The sequence below is a fragment of the Moraxella sp. ZY200743 genome (assembly GCF_050885545.1).
GTDB classification, from domain to species: Bacteria; Pseudomonadota; Gammaproteobacteria; order Pseudomonadales; family Moraxellaceae; genus Moraxella; species Moraxella haemolytica.
In genome coordinates this window covers 1,136,729-1,157,907 of the sequence record NZ_CP091313.1, presented here as the reverse complement: position 1 = coordinate 1,157,907, position 21,179 = coordinate 1,136,729, and the positions used below count along the sequence as shown (strand labels likewise).

The 21,179-nt window shown below is 41.5% G+C and carries 17 protein-coding genes; 15 read left to right on the top strand and 2 right to left on the bottom strand.

The genetic code is table 11. The features are described 5' to 3' along the window. The first annotated feature begins 82 nt into the window (after positions 1-82). The 8 genes from L3D27_RS05600 (at position 83) to L3D27_RS05565 (ending at position 11,319) form a co-directional block, all read left to right on the top strand. Entirely contained in the window at positions 83-1,741 is a 1,659-nt protein-coding gene (locus tag L3D27_RS05600) for an ABC transporter substrate-binding protein (protein WP_284672787.1), read from the top strand. Positions 1,742-1,756: 15 nt separating this feature from the next. Further along, positions 1,757-3,379 carry a peptide ABC transporter substrate-binding protein gene (locus L3D27_RS05595; RefSeq protein WP_432480575.1) on the top strand — a complete coding sequence of 541 codons (1,623 nt, stop codon included), beginning with the start codon at positions 1,757-1,759 and terminating at the stop codon, positions 3,377-3,379. A gap of 336 nt (positions 3,380-3,715) precedes the next feature. Then, positions 3,716-4,636 carry an oligopeptide ABC transporter permease OppB gene (oppB, locus tag L3D27_RS05590; protein ID WP_284674531.1) on the top strand — a complete coding sequence of 307 codons (921 nt, stop codon included), beginning with the start codon at positions 3,716-3,718 and terminating at the stop codon, positions 4,634-4,636. A gap of 18 nt (positions 4,637-4,654) precedes the next feature. Continuing rightward, on the top strand, positions 4,655-5,548 hold the full coding sequence (oppC, locus tag L3D27_RS05585; protein WP_432480574.1) for an oligopeptide ABC transporter permease OppC: 894 nt from the start codon (positions 4,655-4,657) through the stop codon (positions 5,546-5,548). 20 nt (positions 5,549-5,568) lie between these two features. Beyond that, the gene (locus tag L3D27_RS05580) at positions 5,569-7,167 is read left to right on the top strand and encodes an ABC transporter ATP-binding protein (RefSeq protein ID WP_432480573.1); all 1,599 of its coding nucleotides are present in this window, start codon (positions 5,569-5,571) and stop codon (positions 7,165-7,167) included. 264 nt (positions 7,168-7,431) lie between these two features. Beyond that, entirely contained in the window at positions 7,432-9,285 is a 1,854-nt protein-coding gene (locus L3D27_RS05575; protein ID WP_284674528.1) for a potassium/proton antiporter, read from the top strand. A gap of 104 nt (positions 9,286-9,389) precedes the next feature. Continuing rightward, positions 9,390-10,361 carry a protease SohB gene (gene sohB / locus L3D27_RS05570; protein WP_432480572.1) on the top strand — a complete coding sequence of 324 codons (972 nt, stop codon included), beginning with the start codon at positions 9,390-9,392 and terminating at the stop codon, positions 10,359-10,361. A 91-nt stretch (positions 10,362-10,452) separates the two neighbouring features. Next, positions 10,453-11,319, top strand: coding sequence for an SDR family oxidoreductase (locus L3D27_RS05565; RefSeq protein WP_373627236.1), 867 nt, complete (start codon positions 10,453-10,455; stop codon positions 11,317-11,319). Positions 11,320-11,440: 121 nt separating this feature from the next. Here the strand turns inward: L3D27_RS05565 and L3D27_RS05560 are convergent, their stop codons facing one another. Further along, positions 11,441-11,881: a thioesterase family protein gene (locus L3D27_RS05560; RefSeq protein ID WP_432480571.1), complete on the bottom strand. Its 441-nt coding sequence runs from the start codon at positions 11,879-11,881 to the stop codon at positions 11,441-11,443. 136 nt (positions 11,882-12,017) lie between these two features. Between L3D27_RS05560 and xthA the strand changes: the two genes are divergently transcribed. From xthA to L3D27_RS05545, 3 genes are all read left to right on the top strand, one after another. Then, a complete protein-coding gene (gene xthA / locus L3D27_RS05555; protein WP_432480570.1) occupies positions 12,018-12,833 on the top strand; it encodes an exodeoxyribonuclease III in 816 nt (271 codons plus the stop codon). A 61-nt stretch (positions 12,834-12,894) separates the two neighbouring features. Further along, the gene (gene argJ / locus L3D27_RS05550; RefSeq protein WP_432480569.1) at positions 12,895-14,112 is read left to right on the top strand and encodes a bifunctional glutamate N-acetyltransferase/amino-acid acetyltransferase ArgJ; all 1,218 of its coding nucleotides are present in this window, start codon (positions 12,895-12,897) and stop codon (positions 14,110-14,112) included. Positions 14,113-14,143: 31 nt separating this feature from the next. Continuing rightward, a complete protein-coding gene (locus tag L3D27_RS05545; RefSeq protein WP_284674521.1) occupies positions 14,144-14,332 on the top strand; it encodes an NF038104 family lipoprotein in 189 nt (62 codons plus the stop codon). Between the two features lie 198 nt (positions 14,333-14,530). Here L3D27_RS05545 and L3D27_RS05540 read toward each other — a convergent pair whose 3' ends face one another. Next, on the bottom strand, positions 14,531-15,943 hold the full coding sequence (locus tag L3D27_RS05540) for an L-serine ammonia-lyase (protein ID WP_373627240.1): 1,413 nt from the start codon (positions 15,941-15,943) through the stop codon (positions 14,531-14,533). A 342-nt stretch (positions 15,944-16,285) separates the two neighbouring features. Between L3D27_RS05540 and L3D27_RS05535 the strand changes: the two genes are divergently transcribed. The 4 genes from L3D27_RS05535 (at position 16,286) to aceE (ending at position 21,176) form a co-directional block, all read left to right on the top strand. Next, positions 16,286-16,480 (top strand): (2Fe-2S)-binding protein, encoded by a 195-nt coding sequence (locus tag L3D27_RS05535; protein ID WP_284674519.1) that lies wholly within the window; start codon positions 16,286-16,288, stop codon positions 16,478-16,480. Positions 16,481-17,017: 537 nt separating this feature from the next. Continuing rightward, a complete protein-coding gene (gene bfr, locus L3D27_RS05530; protein WP_284674586.1) occupies positions 17,018-17,512 on the top strand; it encodes a bacterioferritin in 495 nt (164 codons plus the stop codon). A gap of 52 nt (positions 17,513-17,564) precedes the next feature. Beyond that, a complete protein-coding gene (bfr, locus tag L3D27_RS05525; protein ID WP_284674518.1) occupies positions 17,565-18,038 on the top strand; it encodes a bacterioferritin in 474 nt (157 codons plus the stop codon). A gap of 312 nt (positions 18,039-18,350) precedes the next feature. Continuing rightward, a complete protein-coding gene (gene aceE, locus L3D27_RS05520; protein ID WP_284674517.1) occupies positions 18,351-21,176 on the top strand; it encodes a pyruvate dehydrogenase (acetyl-transferring), homodimeric type in 2,826 nt (941 codons plus the stop codon). Positions 21,177-21,179 lie beyond the last annotated feature (3 nt).

Here is a 21,179-nt window from a genome sequence, read left to right as displayed (position 1 = left end):
AGATTAAATGCTTGTTATTTTGGTTAACTAATTGTACAATGAATGTTGCTAGTTCATTAAACATCATCACAAAGGAGAAAATATGATGCAGTTAAGAGTACCATTATTGGCAAGCATGGTAGCAATCGGTATGTTTGCATTGTCAGGGTGTGGCAGTGAGGACAAGACAAAGGATGCTCAGTCTGCCGTTGCCGAAAAAATTGGCGAGCTTAGCGAAGTTCAAAAAATTACCATCAGCAATGGTGCAGAGCCAGAGTCTTTAGATCCACACAAAGTTAGTGGTGTGCCAGAATCCAACTTGCTGCGTCAAATGCTTGTGGGGCTAACAACGACCGATCAAGATGGAAAAACCATCCCAGCCATGGCACTAGAATGGTCATCTGAGGATAATAAAGTATGGATATTTAAACTGCGTGATGCAAATTGGTCTAATGGAGAGCCTGTAACAGCACATGACTTCGTATATAGCTTTCGCCGTTTGGTAAATCCTGCAACCTCATCTCCTTATGCTACCTATCTGTCAGGTCTAAAAGTACTTAATGCAGAGGCGATTGTTGATGGCAAAGCCAAGCCTGAAACGCTAGGTGTAGAAGCGATTGATGACAAGACACTTAAAATCACATTGACTCAGCCAACGCCATACTTTCCTGATGCGATGATCCACACATCTGTTAAGCCTGTACATCAAAAAACAGTGGAAGCACTGGGAGATAAATGGACAAATGTAGGCAACTTTGTGGGCAATGGTCCTTATATTCTACAAGATTGGCGTGTAAATGAAAGCATTGTACTCAAGCGTAACCCAAGCTATTTTGATGATGCTAACACCACCATTGATGAGGCGACTTTTTTGGTAATCCCTCAAGATACGGTTAATGTTGCACGCTTTAAAGCGGGTGAATTAGACATTACAGCCGATGCTCTACCTCCGACTCAGTTTGAGCAGCTAAAAAAAGAATTGGGCGATCAAGTGGTTGCACAGCCAAAACTATGTACTTATTATTATGAATTTAATCACACCAAAGCACCATTTAACGATGTGCGTGTGCGTAAGGCACTGTCTTTGACGCTGCGTCGTGAGATCATCACAGACAGCATCTTAAAACAAGGTCAAAAAGTAGCCTACCAATTCACCCCAGAAGCAGTTAATGGTGTCAAGCCTTACGAGCCAGAATGGAAAAATTGGGATGATGCAAAGCGAATCAGCGAGGCTAAGCGTTTATTAAACGAAGCTGGTTATAATGAATCAAATCCTTTGAAATTTGAGCTATTGTATAACACCAGTGAACAACATAAAACATTGGCAGTGGCAGCGGCATCATTCTGGAAGGATAGTTTGGGCTTTGTTGATGTATCATTGAATAACCAAGAGTGGAAAACCTATCTTGAGACTCGTCGCAACCAAAATCATGAAATGGCTCGTGGTGGTTGGTGTGCTGATTACAACGAACCATCTACTTTCCTAAATACACTTCTTTCTACTGACTCAAACAACAATGGTAAGTACAATAACCCAGCATTTGACCAGCTATTGGATAGTGCGTTTGAAGCAGGTGTTAGTGATGAGGCTCGTGCCGATATCTATAGACAAGCGGAGGCTTTGTTAGATAAGGATTCGGCAAATATTTTCGTGTATCAATATGTTTCACCTCGTCTAATTAAACCTTATGTGCAGGGCTTTTCAGCTAAAGACCCACTAAATAATTACTATATCAAAGATATAAAAATTTTGAAGCATTGATTAAAGGAGAATCATATGAATTTACATAAAAAACTGCTTGGTAGTGCGGTACTAGGCACCATGCTAGTGCTTGCTGGCTGTGGCGGTGCGGATGATAAGGCAGCAGTGCAGTCCACTGCCTCTACAGGTCATATAAATATTGGTAATGGTGCAGAGCCAGAAACTTTAGATCCACAAAAATCATCTGATGTAGGCTCTGGCAACATCATCCGCCAGATGTTCATGGGTCTAACAGCATCTGATGCTGATGGCAAAACAATCCCTTCGGCAGCCGAAAGCTGGGAAAGTGCTGACCAAAAAGTATGGGTTTTTAACATTAAGCAAGGGCTAACATGGTCAAATGGAGAACCGCTAACAGCACATGACTTCGTATATGCCATGCAACGATTAACTGACCCTAAAACGGGTGCACCTTATGGCGAATACTTGGTTGATGCAAAGGTTAAAAATGCCAAAGCGGTGAGTTTAGGTAAGGCACAAGTTGATGCTTTGGGTGTTAAGGCTCTTGACGATCACACCCTACAAATCACACTTGATGAAGCCGTGCCGTATTTGCCCGACTTGATGTTACTGCCTGTAACTTATGCTGTGCCAAAGTCAGTCATCGAAAAACATGGCGACAAATGGATTGAGCCTGCTAATATAGTTGTTAGTGGTGCTTATAAACTCAAAGAGTGGATGGTTAATAGTCATTTGACCTTAGAGCGTAATACTGCCTACCATGATAATGCTAATACCAAGATTGAGACAGTATCGTTTTTACCCATTCAAGGGGCGAATGAGATCAATCGTTATAAGGCAGGTGAGCTTGATATTACAGCAGGCATACCACCAGAGCAGTTTGCCAAAATCAAGTCCGAACACCCAAATGAAGTTGACACTACGCCTCGTTTGTGCAGTTTTTATATTGAATATAATATGAACAAGCCACAGTTTTCTGACCCTAAAGTGCGTCAAGCGTTAACCATGTTGGTAAACAGAGACACCATCACTCAGCAGATTTTAGGAAGAGGTGAGATTTCTTCTTATCAGTTTACCCCTGAAATCATCAATGGCATGAAGAGAATTGATCCTGCATGGGCATCTCTTGATGCGAAAGGTCGTACCGAGCAGGCAATGAAGCTGTTGTCTGAAGCTGGCTATAGCACCAGTAAACCTCTTCAATTTGAGTTGTTATATAGTACCAGTGAATCTGCCAAACGCTTAACCACCGCCATTGCTTCTATGATGAAACAGCAGTCAGATGGCGTGGTGGATGTTAGTACCATCAACCAAGAATGGAAAACCTCATTAGATACTCGCCGTCAAGGAAAATTTGATTCGGCACTGGCTGGTTGGTGTGCTGATTATAATGAGCCATCAAGTTTTTATAACATGTTACGCACAAACAATGGTAATAATACAGGTAAATATCAAAGTGCCGCCTTTGATCAAGTGCTTGATAAAACATTGATGGTGGCTAATGATGAAGAGCGTAAGCAGTTGTATTATGAAGCAGAATCTATACTACAAAAAGACAACCCTGGAATCTTTTTGTATGTATCTGTTTACAACCGTTTGGTTAAAAACAATATTAATGCTGATTCATTGGCCGATCCTTTAAATGGCTGGTTAGTCAAAGATTGGTCTGTTAAATAAGGCAAGTATGAAAAAACAAGCATGTTGAATAATATGCTTGTTTTTATTCGCTAAATCTACCTAATTTATTGGTAATTTAGAATAATTAGATAGATTGTAAAGCAGGATAAATTAGCACAACTTGATGATTATTTTGTGCAATTTCCTATAAATTAGGTATCATACGCTAGCTTTATCACTGAATCACTTAGCAGATATGATGATAAGTGATTGGTGGCATTGATACAAGATCGGCTCGCTATTCAAGGATAAAAAGCAAGCCTGAGATGGATGACAAGACCTGCATTTAGCAAGTTTTTGGCTTTTGTTCATGGTATTTAGAACACAAGGTTTTTTATGTTAAAACTGATTTTTAAGCGTTTTTTAGAAGCGATACCAACCATGTTGTTTCTTATCACTGTGTCATTTTTCATGATGCGTTTGGCACCTGGTAGCCCATTTACTGGTGAGCGTAACTTACCGCCTGCAGTACTTGCTAATATTGAAGCTAAATATAATTTAAACGATCCGTTATGGCTTCAATACCTAAATTATCTAAAGCAACTCTTCATGGGGGATTTTGGCCCTTCTTTTAAGTACAAAGATTACACCATCAATGAATTGCTTGCTCAGTCTTTGCCTGTCTCGGTGGAGATAGGTATTTACGCCTTCGTGATAGCACTTGTATTGGGCATCACGCTTGGCGTTATCGCCGCCTTAAAACAAAATACCTTTTTTGACTATGCACTCATGACGGTTGCCATGACAGGTGTGGTCATGCCAAGTTTTGTAAAAGGTCCATTGCTTGTCTTGTTGTTTGCTGTTATTTGGCAGGTACTGCCAGCAGGGGGTTGGAATAGTGGTGCATTGCCAAATCTTATCCTACCTGTGGGCACGTTAGCTCTTGGTTATGCCTCTAGCATCGCAAGGGTAACAAGGGGTTCTATGATTGAAGTGCTAAACAGCCCTTATATCCGCACCACCAAAGCAAAAGGCTTGCCAACCTCTCACATTGTCTTTAAACACGCTTTGCGTCCTGCGATGTTGCCTGTTATCTCATTTTTAGGACCTGCTTTTGTAGGTATTATTACAGGCTCTATCGTGATTGAGTCAATTTTTGGTCTGCCAGGCATTGGTCAGCTCTTTGTCAATGGGGCATTAAACCGTGATTATAGTTTGGTGCTAAGCCTAACCATCCTGGTGGGAGTGCTAACAATTACATTTAATGCTATCGTTGATATTTTATACGCACTCATTGATCCAAAAATCAAATATTAAAATAAAAAAGGATGTTTTATGTCTATTGATACAACCATAAAGCCTCACAACCTTGATGATGTTAAAGGACGCAGTCTTTGGCAGGATGCGTGGCGACGCTTTCGCCGAAATAAAGCCGCCATTGCTAGTGCATTAATTCTGCTAATTATTACCATTTTTGTTATTTTTTCACCAATGTTCATACCTTATACTTATGACCACACTGATTGGGCGAGTATGGGTACTGCACCTTCACTAAGCTCAGGACATTATTTTGGCACAGATCCGATTGGTAGAGATTTGCTTGTTCGTGTTGCTGTTGGTGGTCGCATTTCGCTTATGGTAGGTGTGGCAGGTGCGTTCGTTGCGGTATTGATTGGTACTATCTATGGTGCTTTATCAGGCTACTTGGGTGGTAAAGTGGATATGTTGCTCATGCGTTTTTTGGATGTGTTAAACGCTTTCCCCTTTATGTTTTTTGTGATTTTACTCGTAACTTTGTTCGGTAGAAATATTTTCTTAATCTTTGTGGCAATTGGTATGGTGTCATGGTTGGATGTCGCTCGTATCGTGCGTGGACAAACTTTAAGCCTAAAAAATAAAGAATTTGTTGAAGCTGCAAAAATCACAGGCGTCTCTAGTACTGGCATCATTATGCGTCATATTGTGCCAAATGTCTTAGGGTTGGTTGTAATTTATGCATCACTCATTGTGCCAGGCATGATTTTGTTTGAATCCTTCTTAAGTTTCTTAGGATTGGGAGTACAAGAACCAATGACCAGTTGGGGTGCATTGCTACAAGAAGGAGCTCAAAGTATGCAAGTAGCACCGTGGCAACTTCTCATTCCATCAATATTTTTGGTAGCGACATTGTTCTGTTTTAACTTTTTAGGCGATGGCTTACGCGATGCCTTAGACCCTAAAGATAAATAATCGAATGGTAGGATGAGAAGATGGCACTATTAGAAGTTAAAGACTTAGATATATTTTTAAAGACTGATGAGGAAAATGTTCATGTTGTCAAAGACATGACATTTAGCCTAAATCGTGGGCAGACACTTGCCATTGTGGGTGAATCAGGTTCGGGTAAGTCAGTTACCAGTATGGCAATCATGCAGTTATTGCCCAAAAAGATTGCTACATTTGGTCAGAATTCTTCGGTTGTTTTTGATGGCAAAGAGATTTTAAAACTGTCTGAAAAACAAATGCGATCCTTAAGGGGCGACCGCATTGGCATGATTTTCCAAGAGCCAATGACCAGTCTTAATCCTTTTGTGAAAATCGGTAAACAAGTTGCCGAAGCGGTGTGTATTCACAACCCAAACATCAGCCAAAAACAGGCTCGTCAAATGGCATTGGAAACCCTTGAAACGGTGAAAATCCCTGATGCTGAGCGTAAGATGGACTGTTATCCGCATGAGTTTTCAGGCGGTCAGCTTCAGCGTATTATGATTGCAATGACAATCATCAATAAGCCTGACTTGCTCATTGCTGACGAACCAACCACAGCACTTGATGTTACCACTCAAGCTGAGATTTTAGATTTGCTCATGCAATTACAAAAAGATCTTGGCATGGCAATCATCTTGATTTCTCATGATTTGCGTTTGGTTAGAAGGTATAGCCATCAAGTGTGTGTCATGCAACATGGGGTGATTATCGAACGAGGTGATACTCAAAGCGTATTTAATCAACCACAGCATAAATACACCAAAGAGCTGCTGATGCCAATCCCAATGAATCAAAAGCCGTTATTGGGAGAGGGTGTGCCAGATATCATTACTGCTAACAAAGTGCATGTAGATTATGTGATGGAGCGTAGTTTCTTTGGTAAACCAACCAAGACCTTTAGTGCGGTCAAGGGCATCTCTCTTCACCTAAAAGAGGGGGAGACTTTAGGGATTGTGGGTGAATCTGGTTCTGGTAAATCAACCATTGGTCGTGCCATCATGCAAATTGTGGAATCTACAGGAGAAATCAGCTTTGGTGGCAGACCCATCAAGCAGATGAATGCCAAAGAGCGTGATGTGCTTCGCCGTGATATGCAAATTGTTTTTCAAGACCCATTTAACTCGCTGTCGCCACGCTTAACGGTGGGGGAGATTGTTGGTGAGGGTCTGACAGTACATTTTCCGCAGATGACCAAAGAGGAGCGTCGTCAAAAAGTGGTGAAGATGCTCAAAGAGGTTAATCTATCACCTATAATGATTAACCGCTATCCGCATGAGTTTTCAGGCGGTCAGCGTCAACGCATCGCCATTGCTCGTGCAATTATTTTAGAACCTAAGTTTGTTCTTCTGGACGAGCCAACTTCAGCACTTGACCGATCAACCCAAATTATGGTGGTTGAGCTGTTAAATGACCTGCAACGCAAATATGGACTAAGCTATATTTTCATCAGCCATGATTTGTCTGTGGTTCGTGCTTTATCTGACCGTGTGATGGTGATGAGTAAAGGCGAAGTTATCGAAGAGGGTACTGCCGAGCAGATTTTTGAAAACCCACAAGAAGAGTATACCAAGATTTTGGTACAGGCATCAAACCTATCTTGATTGACTTAACTCTTTAAATCACTACCATAAAACCACCTTTGTCGGAATATCGGCTTAGGTGGTTTTTGATATTCTATGTACTAAATACAATTAGTATAATCAATAACTATGTTTAATATGAAAAAACCGATTAAATTGATGAGTTTGTTATGGAAATTTGACGGTATATTGTGATAGTATTAGCTGATTTATTTGTGGTAATAAAGCCAAATTAGCCGTTACTTGTCAAGCGGGTTATTTACCAAAAGGAGCATTTCTTCGCCGATGGATACTTTAAATATCATTTATCTTGTTACTTCTATGCTGATTTTTATCAGCATCATGACAAACACCTTGTCAGCACGCTTGGGTGTGCCTTTGTTGTTGTTTTTCTTGGGTGTGGGCATGCTTGCTGGCGAAGAAGGGGTGCTGGGTATTGAATTTCAGGAGTATTCTGCCGCAAATTTCATTGGTCAGGCAGCACTTGCCTGCATCTTGCTTGATGGTGGACTTCGCACTTCATTCCAATCTTTTCGTGTCGGTCTAAAACCTGCGATTACACTGGCAACTTGGGGCGTTATTGCAACGGTTTGTGCATTGGGTCTTTTTGTTAGCTGGCTACTTGATATTGATTGGCGATTGGGTTTTTTAATGGCAGCGATTGTTGGTTCAACTGACGCTGCAGCGGTTTTTAGCCTACTTAGAAATGGCGGGGTCAAGCTCAATGACCGTGTGCAGGCCACACTTGAGTTGGAATCTGGCACGAACGACCCTTTGGCAATTTTGTTGGTTACGGTCATGATTGCTTTGAATCTCAATCCAGAGAGTCAAACAATCGGCAGCATCATCCTAATGCTAACCCAACAGATTTTAGTTGGTCTGATTACAGGATTGGCGGCAGGTTGGTTGTTATCTAAGTTATTACCAAAGGTGCATTTGGCTGATGGTATGTACGCCATTTTAATCATGTCAGCAGGTATGGCGGTGTTTGGTGCGACCAACTTATTTGGGGGCAGTGGATTTTTGGCGGTGTATTTGGCAGGTGTCATCATTGGCAATACCAAAGTCCGTGCTACAGAACATGTTTTGCGTGTCATGGATAGTTTTGCTTGGCTATCACAAGCAGTACTATTTGTGGTGTTGGGTCTATTGGTTACACCATCAAGAATGATTGAAGAGTGGTATTATTCACTGGCAATCTTTTTATTCTTGTTATTTGTAGCTCGTCCGATTGCGGTGGCAACAAGCCTAATACCGTTTGGCTTTCGTCTAAAAGAGATTGGTTTTATCTCGTGGGTTGGTCTAAGAGGTGCAGTACCAATCACACTGGCCATCATTCCTGTGGTCAGCGGTGTTGTAGGGGCAAATTTAGCGTTTGACATCGTCTTTGGTGTGGTGATTTTATCTTTGTTGGCACAAGGCACAACAATTCCATTCATGTCTCGGTTGTTTAAAGTTTGGGTGCCAACCGATGCTGAACCTAAGGCTGAACATGAAATTTGGGTGGGTGATCAAGCCAATATAACTTTATATGAGTTTGAGGTTAAGCCCGGTGCGTTTGCCATTGGTCGCCACCCACAAGACATTTCAGGAAAGGTAAATCCTCAAGAAATCAGCGTCTTCGCTGTTGTTCGTGGCAGTCATCTTGTGCATGTTGACGATGATACAGTGCTTAAAGTTGGCGATATTGTTTGGTATGCTTTGCTGGGTGATTGGGCGGGTAATATTGCTAAGGTTTTTAACAACTCCGCTACTCAATATCAAAAAACCAGTGAGTTTTATGGTGATTGGCTGTTGTCTCCACACGCACGCATCATGGATTTACCGTTTTATAATTTGGCAACTCGTAGCCTTAGTCAAAATCGTTTTAGTAAAATCGCACCCGTTGCCAGTGCTTTAGATATGTTTACTTTATCGCCTAGTGCCACAGGCTTGGCTGGTATTGATGATGAGTTGATGCAAACTTTGAGCGATGCTCGTGATCAGACGGTTGAAGAGTTCATGCTATCGCATTTTAAGGCGGAGCCTGTCAAGGGCGATGAGGTGAGACTCAATGATGCTTGGTCGCTGATTGTTCGTGATATTGATGGGTACGGTCGCTTGCGTGGCGTAGGTCTAAAAAATACAACAGACAGCTAAGGGTCTGCCGTTTGGCTGAACTTGAAAAACACCGCACCAATTTATTTTTAGTGAATTTGCATAAAAGTTTTTATCAACCATGCTATAAAATTTTAAGGGTTAATATGCTACTTTTTTCATCAAAAAAACCAGTAGAGTTACAAATCACTCACTTAAACAAAGTCCAAAAAAAGCAACGACAAGAGTTTGAGCAAGTAGTTACTGCCGATGATTGTGGTGGTTGTCTATCTAAACTTTTGTCTTTGGCTAAGTCAAATGCTAAAGAAAAAGGGCAGGATAAGACAACCAATAAGCAAGATGATGCCAAAACCATCTATGTGCTAGATTTTGATGGCGACATCAAAGCAAGTGCCGTATCACAGCTTCGTGAAGAGATTAGTGCCATTATTAGCGTGGCTAAAGCCAACGATGAGGTGGTGATTCGTCTTGAAAGTGGTGGTGGTCAGGTGCATGCTTATGGACTGGCTGCTGAACAGTTGCAAAGAATTAAAGAAGCTCAGCTGTCTTTAACCGTCTGTGTGGATAAAATCGCTGCCAGTGGTGGCTATATGATGGCGTGCGTGGCTGATAAGATTATTGGTGCATCTTTTTCTATCGTTGGTTCTATCGGTGTGGTTAGCCAAATGCCGAACTTTTATGATTTTCTTAAAAAATACGACATCAATATTGAGTCTTTTACAGCAGGGGAATATAAACGCACCGTTACCATGTTTGATAAAAATGATGATAAAGACCGTGAAAAATACCAATCTGAACTAGAACGCATTCATTGGTTGTTTAAAAATCATGTTGCCTCACATCGACCACGCCTAGATATTGAAAAAGTAGCGACAGGCGAATTTTGGTTTGGTAAAGACGCCCATATTTTGGGCTTGATTGATGAGCTTGGCACATCAGATGCGTATATTTTGGGATTAATGGATAATCACAATGTCTTTGCATTAAACTTACGCACCAAGCCAAATTTGCTAGAAAAATTAGGCTTAGATGAGCAAATTGGCGTTTCTATAACAGACTTTGTTGGTAAAGCTGGCTTAAGAGCTGCCGAGTTTTTGGCGAAGATTAATCGCCCTTAAGTGATTGATTGTACACAGTAAATTATTAGAATTTTACCAAAAAATACGCTAAAATAGCTACTTATTTTTTAAGTTGTTTTATGGGTAAGTTATGAAAAGATTAGAAGAGTTGTTTGCTAAAGCGGATAAGTTTGGTCGTGTGGTGGCAAACCGGTTTAATAAAATTAAAGATTTAAAAGACATTCGTGGCATCGGTCAAGGTAAAGTTGTTCTAATTACAGGGGCAAGCTCAGGACTTGGGGCGATGATGGCTCGTAAGTTTGCTTTTTTAGGTTATGATTTGGCAATCTGTGCCAGACGGCTTGACCGCCTAGAGGCACTAAAAGCAGAGCTTGAGCAAGAGTTTGGCATCAAGGTTTATGTTCGCCCACTTGATGTTACCATCTATGATGATGTATTCTTGGTGTTCGATGACTTTGATAAAGAAGTGCAGGCAAATGGCACAACCATTGATAAAATCATTGTGAATGCAGGGGTTGGGGACAGCCGTGTGATTGGTTATGGTCGTTTTGCCATTAACCGTGCTACCGCTGAGACCAACTTCATCTCTGCATTGGCACAGTGTGAATCTGCCATGCAGATTTTCCGCCGTCAAAATAGTGGTCATCTGGTGGTCATATCTAGCATGTCGGCTGTGCGTGGTCTGCCACGCCATTTAACCACCTATGCTGCAGCTAAGGCAGGGCTTGCAACATTGGCAGAGGGAATTCGTGCTGATTCCATCACTGAAAAACTGCCTATCACGGTATCAACCATCTATCCAGGGTATGTTCGTACTGATTTAAATATTGGAGCAAAATACCTACCTTTTGAAGTTGAAGAAGAGGAGGGTGCTGATGTGATTGTCAAAGCGATTGAAGCGAAAGTTGATGAAGCATATGTGCCTGCATGGCCGTGGTTGCCAATTGGTCTGGGCATGAAGTATTTGCCACTGCGATTGATTACTAAGTTTTTGTGATTTGGTGGTTGTGATTTGGTAGTCTTGATAACTGACTTGCTTTAAAATAAAGAGCATAAAAAAGGAGCAGTAGGTAGTACCGCTCCTTTTTCTAGGCGATAACAAATGACTTGGTGTGCTGTTAAAAGGTGCGAGGCAGTCGATAGGGGCGAATGCCATCATCGCTATTGATAACGCAAGCTAAGGTAATCACGCCAGTACTTGCAACCTTACCGCTTTTAAAATCATCATACGAGCGATAAATATGTTGGGTTAGAATAAGACTGGCGGACTTTTTTGTCATCTTTTGCACGGTAACAATCAGCACATCATCAACAAAGAGTGGTAATTTATAGGTCAAATCGGCACGAGCGACCACAAAGTGAATTTTTCCATCATGGCTGTCTGTACCACCTGCCACACCATCAGCATCAAAAAAATAACCATGAAACCCAAGCGAGCTTAGCCAATCTCTGCGACAATTTTCAAAAAAGGTCAGGTGATTGGCATGATAGACGATGCCACCTGCGTCTGTGTGATTGATATAGACTTTATAAGTATGATGAAAAATAGGGCTATTCATGGTGTATCCTGATGGTGGGTGAGTTATCTAAATTGGCATTATGCTACGCCCAATTTAGCAAAGTCATGCAAAATTTGCAAAATTTTTATCAAAAGTTTGTTACAATAGCATCATTTTTATAGATAGAGATTGAGACATGACAACTTTTGTGAGCTTTAATATCAATGGGCTGCGTGCCAGACTGCATCAACTTGTTGCTGTGCGCGATATGTTGGGAGCGGACATCATTGGATTGCAAGAAACCAAAGTGCATGATGAGGCATTTCCGCTGATTGATGTTAAGAGCTTGGGCTATCATGTGGAGTTTTTTGGACAAAAAGCCCATTATGGTGTGGCGATTTTATCAAAATCTAAACCGATTTTTGTGCAAAAGGGCTTCCCTTTTGCCGATGCTGATGCCCAAAGGCGTTTGATTCATGCCAGATTTGAAGTAGGTGGGCGTCAGATTGATGTGATGAATGGCTATTTTCCACAAGGCGAAAACCGAGATCATGAGATTAAATTTCCCATGAAGCGTGCTTTTTATGCGGATTTAAATACTTATATTGATGAACTAAAAGGTCAAGGGCGAGAGCTGATTATCATGGGGGATATGAACATCTCACCGCATGATTGTGATGTTGGTATTGGTGAACAAAATGCTAAACGCTGGTTAAAAAATGGCACTTGTTCATTTTTGCCAGAAGAAAGAGAGTGGTATGATGCTTTAATGAGTCGTGATTTGCACGACACTTATCGCAAGTTTAAGCCTGATAGTGCTGATGAATTTAGCTGGTTTGATTACCGCTCAAGGGGTTTTGAGGATACACCAAAACGAGGATTACGCATCGACCATATTTTGTGTACGGATAAACTCATCGCCGACTGTGTGGATGCAGGGATTAGCTATGATATTCGTGGATTGGAGAAGCCGTCTGACCATGCACCAATTTGGGCGAGATTTGCATTGTAATCGTTTGTGTGTTTATCACAACCCAAATAATCAGTGAATTTTAGATAAATAAAGAGGTCTTATGCCTGTAGGTGATGTAAACTTAGTGCCTTTATTGCCCATCAATGGGGTGAGAATTGGTATTGCAGAGGCGGCGGTGCGTTATGAAAATCGCCGTGATTTAAGCATATTTGAGATTAGCGACAAAGCAAATGTGGCGGTGGTTACCACCCAAAACGCCTTTGCTGCCGCCCCTGTGCAAGTGGTTCGGTCGCATATCTCCAAAACTATGCCTTGCTATCTTGTCATTAATACAGGAAATGCCAATGCTGCTACGGGTCAAGAAGGGATTGATAGGGCGGTGGCAGTCTGTCAGGCTTTGGCGAATAAAACCGGTGTGGATATGGTAGAGGTGTTGCCATATTCTACAGGGGTAATTGGCGAGCGATTGCCAAGCGAACGCATTATCGCTGGGCTTGATGCTGCGTTAGCAGACCTAAAAGCAGACAACTGGCTAAACGCTGCTTATGCCATCATGACCACTGATACCACGCCAAAGGGGCATAGCGTGCAGACGACTATTGACGGCACAACCTATACTGTTACTGGTATTAGTAAAGGGGCGGGTATGATTCGTCCAAATATGGCAACCATGCTTGGTTTTGTAGCAACGGATGCTAATATCAGCCGGCCACTCTTACAACGAATCCTAGCTACGCTCACCAATCAGACTTTTAACCGCATTACCGTTGATGGCGATACATCAACCAATGACTGCTGTACGCTCATTGCTACAGGAAAAGTGGGTACGCTTATTGATGATGAAAATCATGCCCACTATCAGGCAGTATTTGAGTTAATCAAAGAAGTCATGCTAAAAATTGCTCAGCTTATCGTACGAGATGGCGAAGGAGCGAGCAAGTTCATCACGGTGAAGGTGTCAGGTGGTCAAAGTCTTAATGATTGTACCAAAGTTGCTTATGCAGTGGCACATTCACCGCTTGTAAAGACGGCATTTTTTGCGTCTGATCCGAATTGGGGAAGGATTTTGGCGGCGGTTGGTTATGCGGGTGCATCTATTGATCAGGCTTGTGTTAATGTCTTGCTTGATGAAGTTGTCATCTGTCAGCGTGGCGGTCTGGTTGATGGCTATACAGAAAGCCTAGGTCAAGCGGTGATGAATCGCCCTGAAATTACTGTCAGTATTGATTTGGGGTATGATACAGCTTATGTTGATACGGTTTATACTTGCGATTTATCGCACGATTATGTCAGTATCAATGCTGATTATCGTAGCTAGCTGATTAGGGTTCTAAAAAGATAAGATAACCGTGAAAAAATTGATATTGATAATAACGCTTGGGTTGTCAGGCTTGGTGTTGCAAGCCTGTGTACATAAGGTTGTAACAACACCTGTGAAAATTGCTTATAAGACCACCAAAGGTGTGGTAAAAGGCACGGTGGCTGTGGTGCGGGCAGTTGTTCCAGATGATAATAAAAAAGAAAAAGAAAAGCACTGATGTGCGTTTATCCAAAAGACCGCATCTTTGTAAGAAGGTGCAAGGCTTTACGATCCATGATACTTAGCTTAATTAAGCCTGCTACTTTAATTGTTAAAAACTTGCTGTTTTAAGTATTTACTGCTCTAAGTATTTAATTAGCCAATAAAAAAGCATATCGCTCTTTTTATTGGCTTGATTTTAGGGCTGATGGATATCTTAGCACTGACTAAAACCCACCATTACGCCAACGCTTGCGGTCGGAATGCGGTTGTCGGCATAGACCGCAAGACCACCACGAGCAGTTTCTTTGTATTTATCCATCATGTCTTTTCCTGTCTCTTTCATGGTTAAGATTGCCTTATCCAGTGAGACATGATGAGAACCATCGCCACGCAAGGCAAGGCGAGCAGCATTGATTGCTTTGACCGATGCCATCGCATTTCGCTCAATACAGGGGACCTGTACCAATCCTGCGATGGGATCGCAGGTTAATCCTAGGTTATGTTCAAGACCGATCTCGGCAGCATTTAGGCATTGAGCGACCGAACCGCCCATGACATGGGCAAGTCCTGCCGCCGCCATCGCACAGGCTGAACCTACCTCGCCTTGACAGCCAACTTCCGCACCTGAAATAGAAGCATTTTGTTTGATGAGTGCACCGATTGCTCCTGCTACCAACAAGAAATCTCGCACGCCTTGATAACTAAATTCAGGAATAAACCCACGATAATAATGCAAAACTGCAGGAATAATGCCTGCTGCACCATTAGTGGGGGCGGTTACCACTTTACCGCCTGCAGCATTCTCTTCATTGACCGCTAGGGCGTATAAATCCACCCAGTCCATTGCTAACAGTCCGCCATCAGTGGATTTGCCATATTCTTTGGATAGCTGATCATACAGAGCTTTAGCTCTTCTTTTGACATTTAGACCGCCTGGCAAGATACCGTCTTTTTTACAGCCTTCTGTAACGCACGCCTGCATGACTTCCCAAATTTCATTTAGGTAGTTTTTGACTTCTTCTTCACTTCTAATGGCAGTTTCGTTGTGTTGCATCAGCTCTGCAATATTCCATGATTTTGCTTCGCAGATGGCAGATAATTCAGAAGCAAGCCTAAATGGGTAGGGGTATTGACATTCATCATCATGGACTGATTCTGCATTGATTTCCTTATCGTCCATCACAAAGCCACCACCAATTGAGTAATAAGTCTGGTTAATGGATTCGCCTTCATCAAATAAGGCGGTTAAAGTCATGCCATTGGGGTGAAAAGGCAGGGTAACATCGTCATACCATACAACATCTCGACCATAATCAAAGGCAATCTGTTGTACGCCACCTAGCATCATCACGCCATCTTCCATGACAGGGTGTAGATAGCTTTCGGTTTTGGTGGTGTCAATGGTTCGTGGCTTATGCCCAAGCAAACCCAAGATTGTTGCTGTATCGGTAGCGTGCCCTTTGCCTGTAGCAGATAGCGAACCATACAAATCCACTCGCACTTGCTTAACTTGATTGATGCGTTCGCCTAATAGTGATAAAAAACGACTTGCCGCTACCATTGGTCCAACCGTATGCGAACTGGACGGCCCAATACCAATTTTAAATAAATCAAAAACACTAATCATGACCACTCCTTAGATCTAATCATTTTTTTGCCATTATGCCACAAAATAACACAAAACAAAATGCCCATATTTGATACCAAATCAATCATAAAATTCAAACTTGTCAAATCTGAGTGTTTTGGTCGGATATTTGATTTTATCAATCGTTAAGGATATTATTATTTATTTTCTTTATCATATAAGAAAAATTCTCAAAAACTATTGCAAACAAGAATTATTCTTGCTATATTAGTATCCGAGTAATTAAGCGATTGCTTCAGCTAATATATCATCTCTGCTATCATGCGGTTGTGAAATCCAAGCAAGCAATAAACCGAGAGTTGCCACCTAGGGAGAATAATAATGTATGTATGTATCTGCCATGATGTCAAGGACACACAAATCAACACTGCCATGGTGCAAGGCATCACGACCGTGCAGGGACTACAAGATACTTTGCAGGTAGGCACTTGTTGTGGTTGTTGTATTCCTATGGTGCAAGATTTGGTTGATGAGCATCTTGCCAATTTGCCTGCGATTGATGTGATGGCAGGCTAATGTTACAAATAACACCGAACCTAAAAATTAAATCTTTACCATTAAATTATTACCGTATTGTTTCTATGAATAAAGAAAGCGGTGGGTGGTTTAGCTTGGTGGGCATTGGTTAAAATAGCTAATGAATAATCATTCTTGAATAAAATGACCGCAATCATGATGAAATGATAACAACTTGCTTTTGTGAGTTGTTATTTTTTTATTTTTATCAATAAAATCAATATGTTATAAAATATTTTTTAAAATGATTATCTTTTGACTTTGATTGTGTTGGTAGGCTTATGTCTTGGTAAATTTGAGAGGCATTCGCAGATTGCACTTCGTTATCAGTTCATTAGTGATACAAATTTTGACATGATTTTTGTGGTGATTATGTTAATATAAGACGATAGTATCAATGCAGTAAGCTAAGCGGTGAGCGAGATTAAGTTGGTTAAGCATTATCCAAACCCATTGTAGTTCGTTCATTTTTCCGTTTATCATATTCATTAACCATGCTGTATGAAATCATGTTTTGTTTAATTAAAGGAGCTTATGATGAAGTCGTCTCAAAAAGTTATTGATTATTTAAATTTCTTATTGGCAGGTGAGCTGGGTGCAAGAGATCAGTATTTTATCCATTCGCAAATGTATGCTGAATGGGAACTTGGCAAGTTACATGACCGTATTTATCACGAAATGGAAGATGAGACTTTGCATGCTCGCTTGCTCATCAATCGCATCATTATGCTGGGCGGCACACCAAATATGCAAGTAGGTGAGATTAATATTGGTGCTGATGTGCCAGCCATGCTAAAAAGTGATTTAGACCTAGAATATGCTGTACAAGAGCATCTAAAAGAGGGTATCGCCATTTGTGAGGCAGAGCGTGATTATGTTACTCGTGATATGTTGGTCGGACAGCTAAAAGACACCGAAGAAGACCATGCTCATTGGCTAGAAAAACAGCTTCGTTTGATTGACTTGATGGGGCTACAAAACTACCTACAAAGTCAAACCGCCGAACCAAACATGGCAACAGTAACTCACTAATGATAGACTATCTTTACTCATAAAGATAAAATCATACAATTAAGGATAAGTCATGAAAGGTGATAAAGAGGTTATCCGTGCATTAAATTCGGTATTGAATCAGTCGTTAATTGCCATCAACCAATATTTTTTGCATGCTCGTATCGTTAAAAATTGGGGCATCAATGAATTAAACGATGTATTTTACCATCAGTCAATTCGTGAAATGAAATGGTCTGATGAACTCATTGAGCGTATCTTGTTGCTTGAGGGTCTACCAAATCTGCAGGAGCTGGGCAAATTGCTTATCGGCGAAGATGTTCAAGAAATCCTAAACTGTGATTTGCGTTTAGAGAAACGCAAGCATGATGTATTGCTTAACGCCATTGACATTTGCACGCAAAAACGGGACTTTGTTTCTCGTGAACTACTCATCACGCTAAAAGATGCTAATGAAGAGTATGAGGACTACCTAGAGACTCAATTAGAAAAAATTGAAGACATTGGTATCCAAAACTACATTCAAATGCAAGCCGGCGAAGCGTAAATTTAACCACAAAAAGACCGATGAGCATCACGCTGATCGGTCTTAGTTTTTTATTGTATAAATAATTATAATTCTTATTTTTATAAAATTTTTATGTTATAATAAATTGATTTTCAATCAGTATTTTTTTAAAAAATACTGATAATTTTTACATTTTCTAAAAGCGATAAACTTTTTTTTAAAAAGCCTTTATAATATTAAACCATCAAAAAAGTGCAAAACAATCTCAAATATCTCTGTAGAACACAACAAAGAGAATGAGGTGGTGCACCAATTCACTGCCAATTTGGCGAAACTTCCTAAGGAATCATCATGACGACTTACTATAAAGATTCTGACCATGTCGAAACCCAAGAATGGCTTGACGCATTTGCTTCAGTCATTAAAAATGCCGACAAAGAGCGTGCTCAATTTTTGCTAAAAGCCTTGTATAACATGGCGGTGCAAGAAGGCCTACCGTTTAACCGCCTAGATACCGCCTATATCAACACCATTCCTGTAGAAGATGAACCAACCTATCCAGGTGATTTGCACATGGAGCGTAAGTTGCGTGCCCTTGTGCGTTATAATGCTTTGGCGATGGTGATGCGTGCCAACCAAAATGACGATGAGTTAGGTGGGCATTTGGCGACTTTTGCGTCATCAGCAACCTTGTATGAAACAGGTTTTAACCATTTTTGGCGTGCCCCAGATGAGAACTTTGGCGGTGATATGATTTATTATCAAGGTCATGGTGCACCAGGTATGTACGCTCGTTCATTCTTAGAAGGTCGTTTGACCGAAGAGCAGTTAACCAATTTTCGCCGTGAAGTGGGTGGTAAGGGTCTATCAAGTTATCCGCATCCTTACCTAATGCCTGATTATTGGCAGTTTCCAACCGTATCAATGGGTCTAGGTCCATTGACTTCAATTTATCAAGCACATATCCAAAAATACCTAACCAACCGCAAGCTCATTAAAGACGAAAACCGCAAAATTTGGGCGTTTCTAGGCGATGGTGAAACGGACGAACCAGAAAGCTTGGGTGCTATTAGCATGGCAGGTCGTGAAAAGCTTGACAACCTTATTTGGGTGATTAACTGCAACTTGCAACGACTTGATGGTCCTGTGCGTGGCAATGGCAAAATCATTCAAGAACTAGAATCTGTCTTCCGTGGTGCCGGCTGGCGAGTAATTAAAGTAATCTGGGGCGACCATTGGGATAGTCTGCTTGCCAAAGACCATACAGGCGCTTTAAAACACCGCATGGAAGAGGTCGTAGATGGTGAATATCAGCTATATACTGCTCGTGATGGTGCTTTTGTGCGTAAAGAATTCTTTGGCAAGTATCCAGAACTTGCAGAGATGGTCAAAGACCTTTCCGATGAAGAATTGATGCACCTAAACCGTGGTGGTCATGATCCAAAGAAAGTCTATGCTGCCTATGCTGAAGCAATGAAAACCAAAGGTCAGCCTACCGTTATTTTGGTAAAAACCGTTAAAGGCTATGGTCTATCAAGTCAAATTCAAGCGGTGAACAAAGCACATCAGCTAAAAAAACTTGATGAAACAGGTCTAAAATATTTCCGAGATCGTTTTGACTTGCCATTTAGTGATGAAGACCTACAAACACTACCATTTTATCGCCCATCAGAAGACTCGGCAGAATACAAATACTTAATGGGTCGCCGTCAGGCATTGGGTGGACATCTACCTGCTCGTCGTAGCGGTCATATTCCACTACAAATTCCCGAGCTGTCTATCTTTGACCAAGTATTACAAGGCTCAAAAGGTAAAGAGCAATCAACCACGATGGTGTTCGTGCGTCTATTATCAGCTCTATTAAAAGACAAAGCGCTAAATAAATATGTCGTACCAATTGTGCCAGATGAGGCACGCACCTTTGGTCTAGAGGGTATGTTCCGTCAGTTGGGCATCTACTCTGCTGCAGGTCAAAATTATACTGCAGAAGACGCCGAAGCTTTGATGGGCTATAAAGAAGCCAAAGATGGACATATGCTAGAAGAGGGGATTAACGAAGCAGGGGCAATGAGTGCGTGGCTTGCCTTGGCAACCAGTTATTCAACCAATGCCTTGCCGATGATTCCCATGTATATCTACTACTCAATGTTTGGATTCCAGCGTATCGGTGATTTGGCATGGCTTGCTGGTGATATGCAGTCGCAAGGTTTCTTGTTCGGAGCGACAGCAGGTCGCACCACGCTAAACGGTGAGGGCTTGCAACATCAAGATGGTCATAGTCATATCTTATTTGGCACTGTACCAAACTGTGTAACCTACGATCCATGCTTTGGTTATGAGTTGGCGGTCATCATGCACGATGGTTTAAGACGCATGTATGGTGAGGGTGAGCGTGTGTACTACTACATTACCTTGATGAATGAGAACTACCAACATCACGCCATGCCAGAGGGTGTTGAAGAAGGCATTAAGCGTGGTATGTATCTTCTAGAAGACAACGGTTCAAGCCAAGTGCAGTTGTTAGGCTCAGGTGTTATTTTGCGTGAAGTTCAAAAAGCTGCTCGCATTTTAAATGACGATTTTGGTATCAAAGCGAATGTCTGGAGTGTAACTAGCTTCAACGAGCTGACTCGTGATGGTATGGCGTGTGATGATTATAACCGCCTACACCCAACCGAAGAGGTTAAGACACCTTGGATAACCAAACAGCTTGCACCGCACAAAGGTATCGTGGTTGCAGCGACAGATTATATGCGTAACTATTCAGAACAGATTCGTGGTTGGTTACCTGATAGCCGTCCATACACCACGCTAGGTACTGATGGCTTTGGTCGCTCAGACAGTCGTGAACAGTTGCGTAATTTCTTCCATGTGAATGCTGAACATATTGTTGTGGCAACATTGAAAAAATTGGCAGATGAAGGTGAGATTGATGTGCGTTTGGTTCTAGATGCCATCAACAGCCTTGAGATTGATGTGGATCAAGCACCGGCTTGGCAGCCACAACCACATTATGATTATTTCCCAGATGCTCCTGCGGTATCGGTCAATCAAAATCCAACACCAGTGCCTGACTTTGTTGAGGATTCTGACGAGGTCATCAGTAACGAAGGTCGTATCAAGAATCAAGCTGATGCACCAATCCTAAATGACAACCAAGTTGTAGAGCCAAAATAAGGA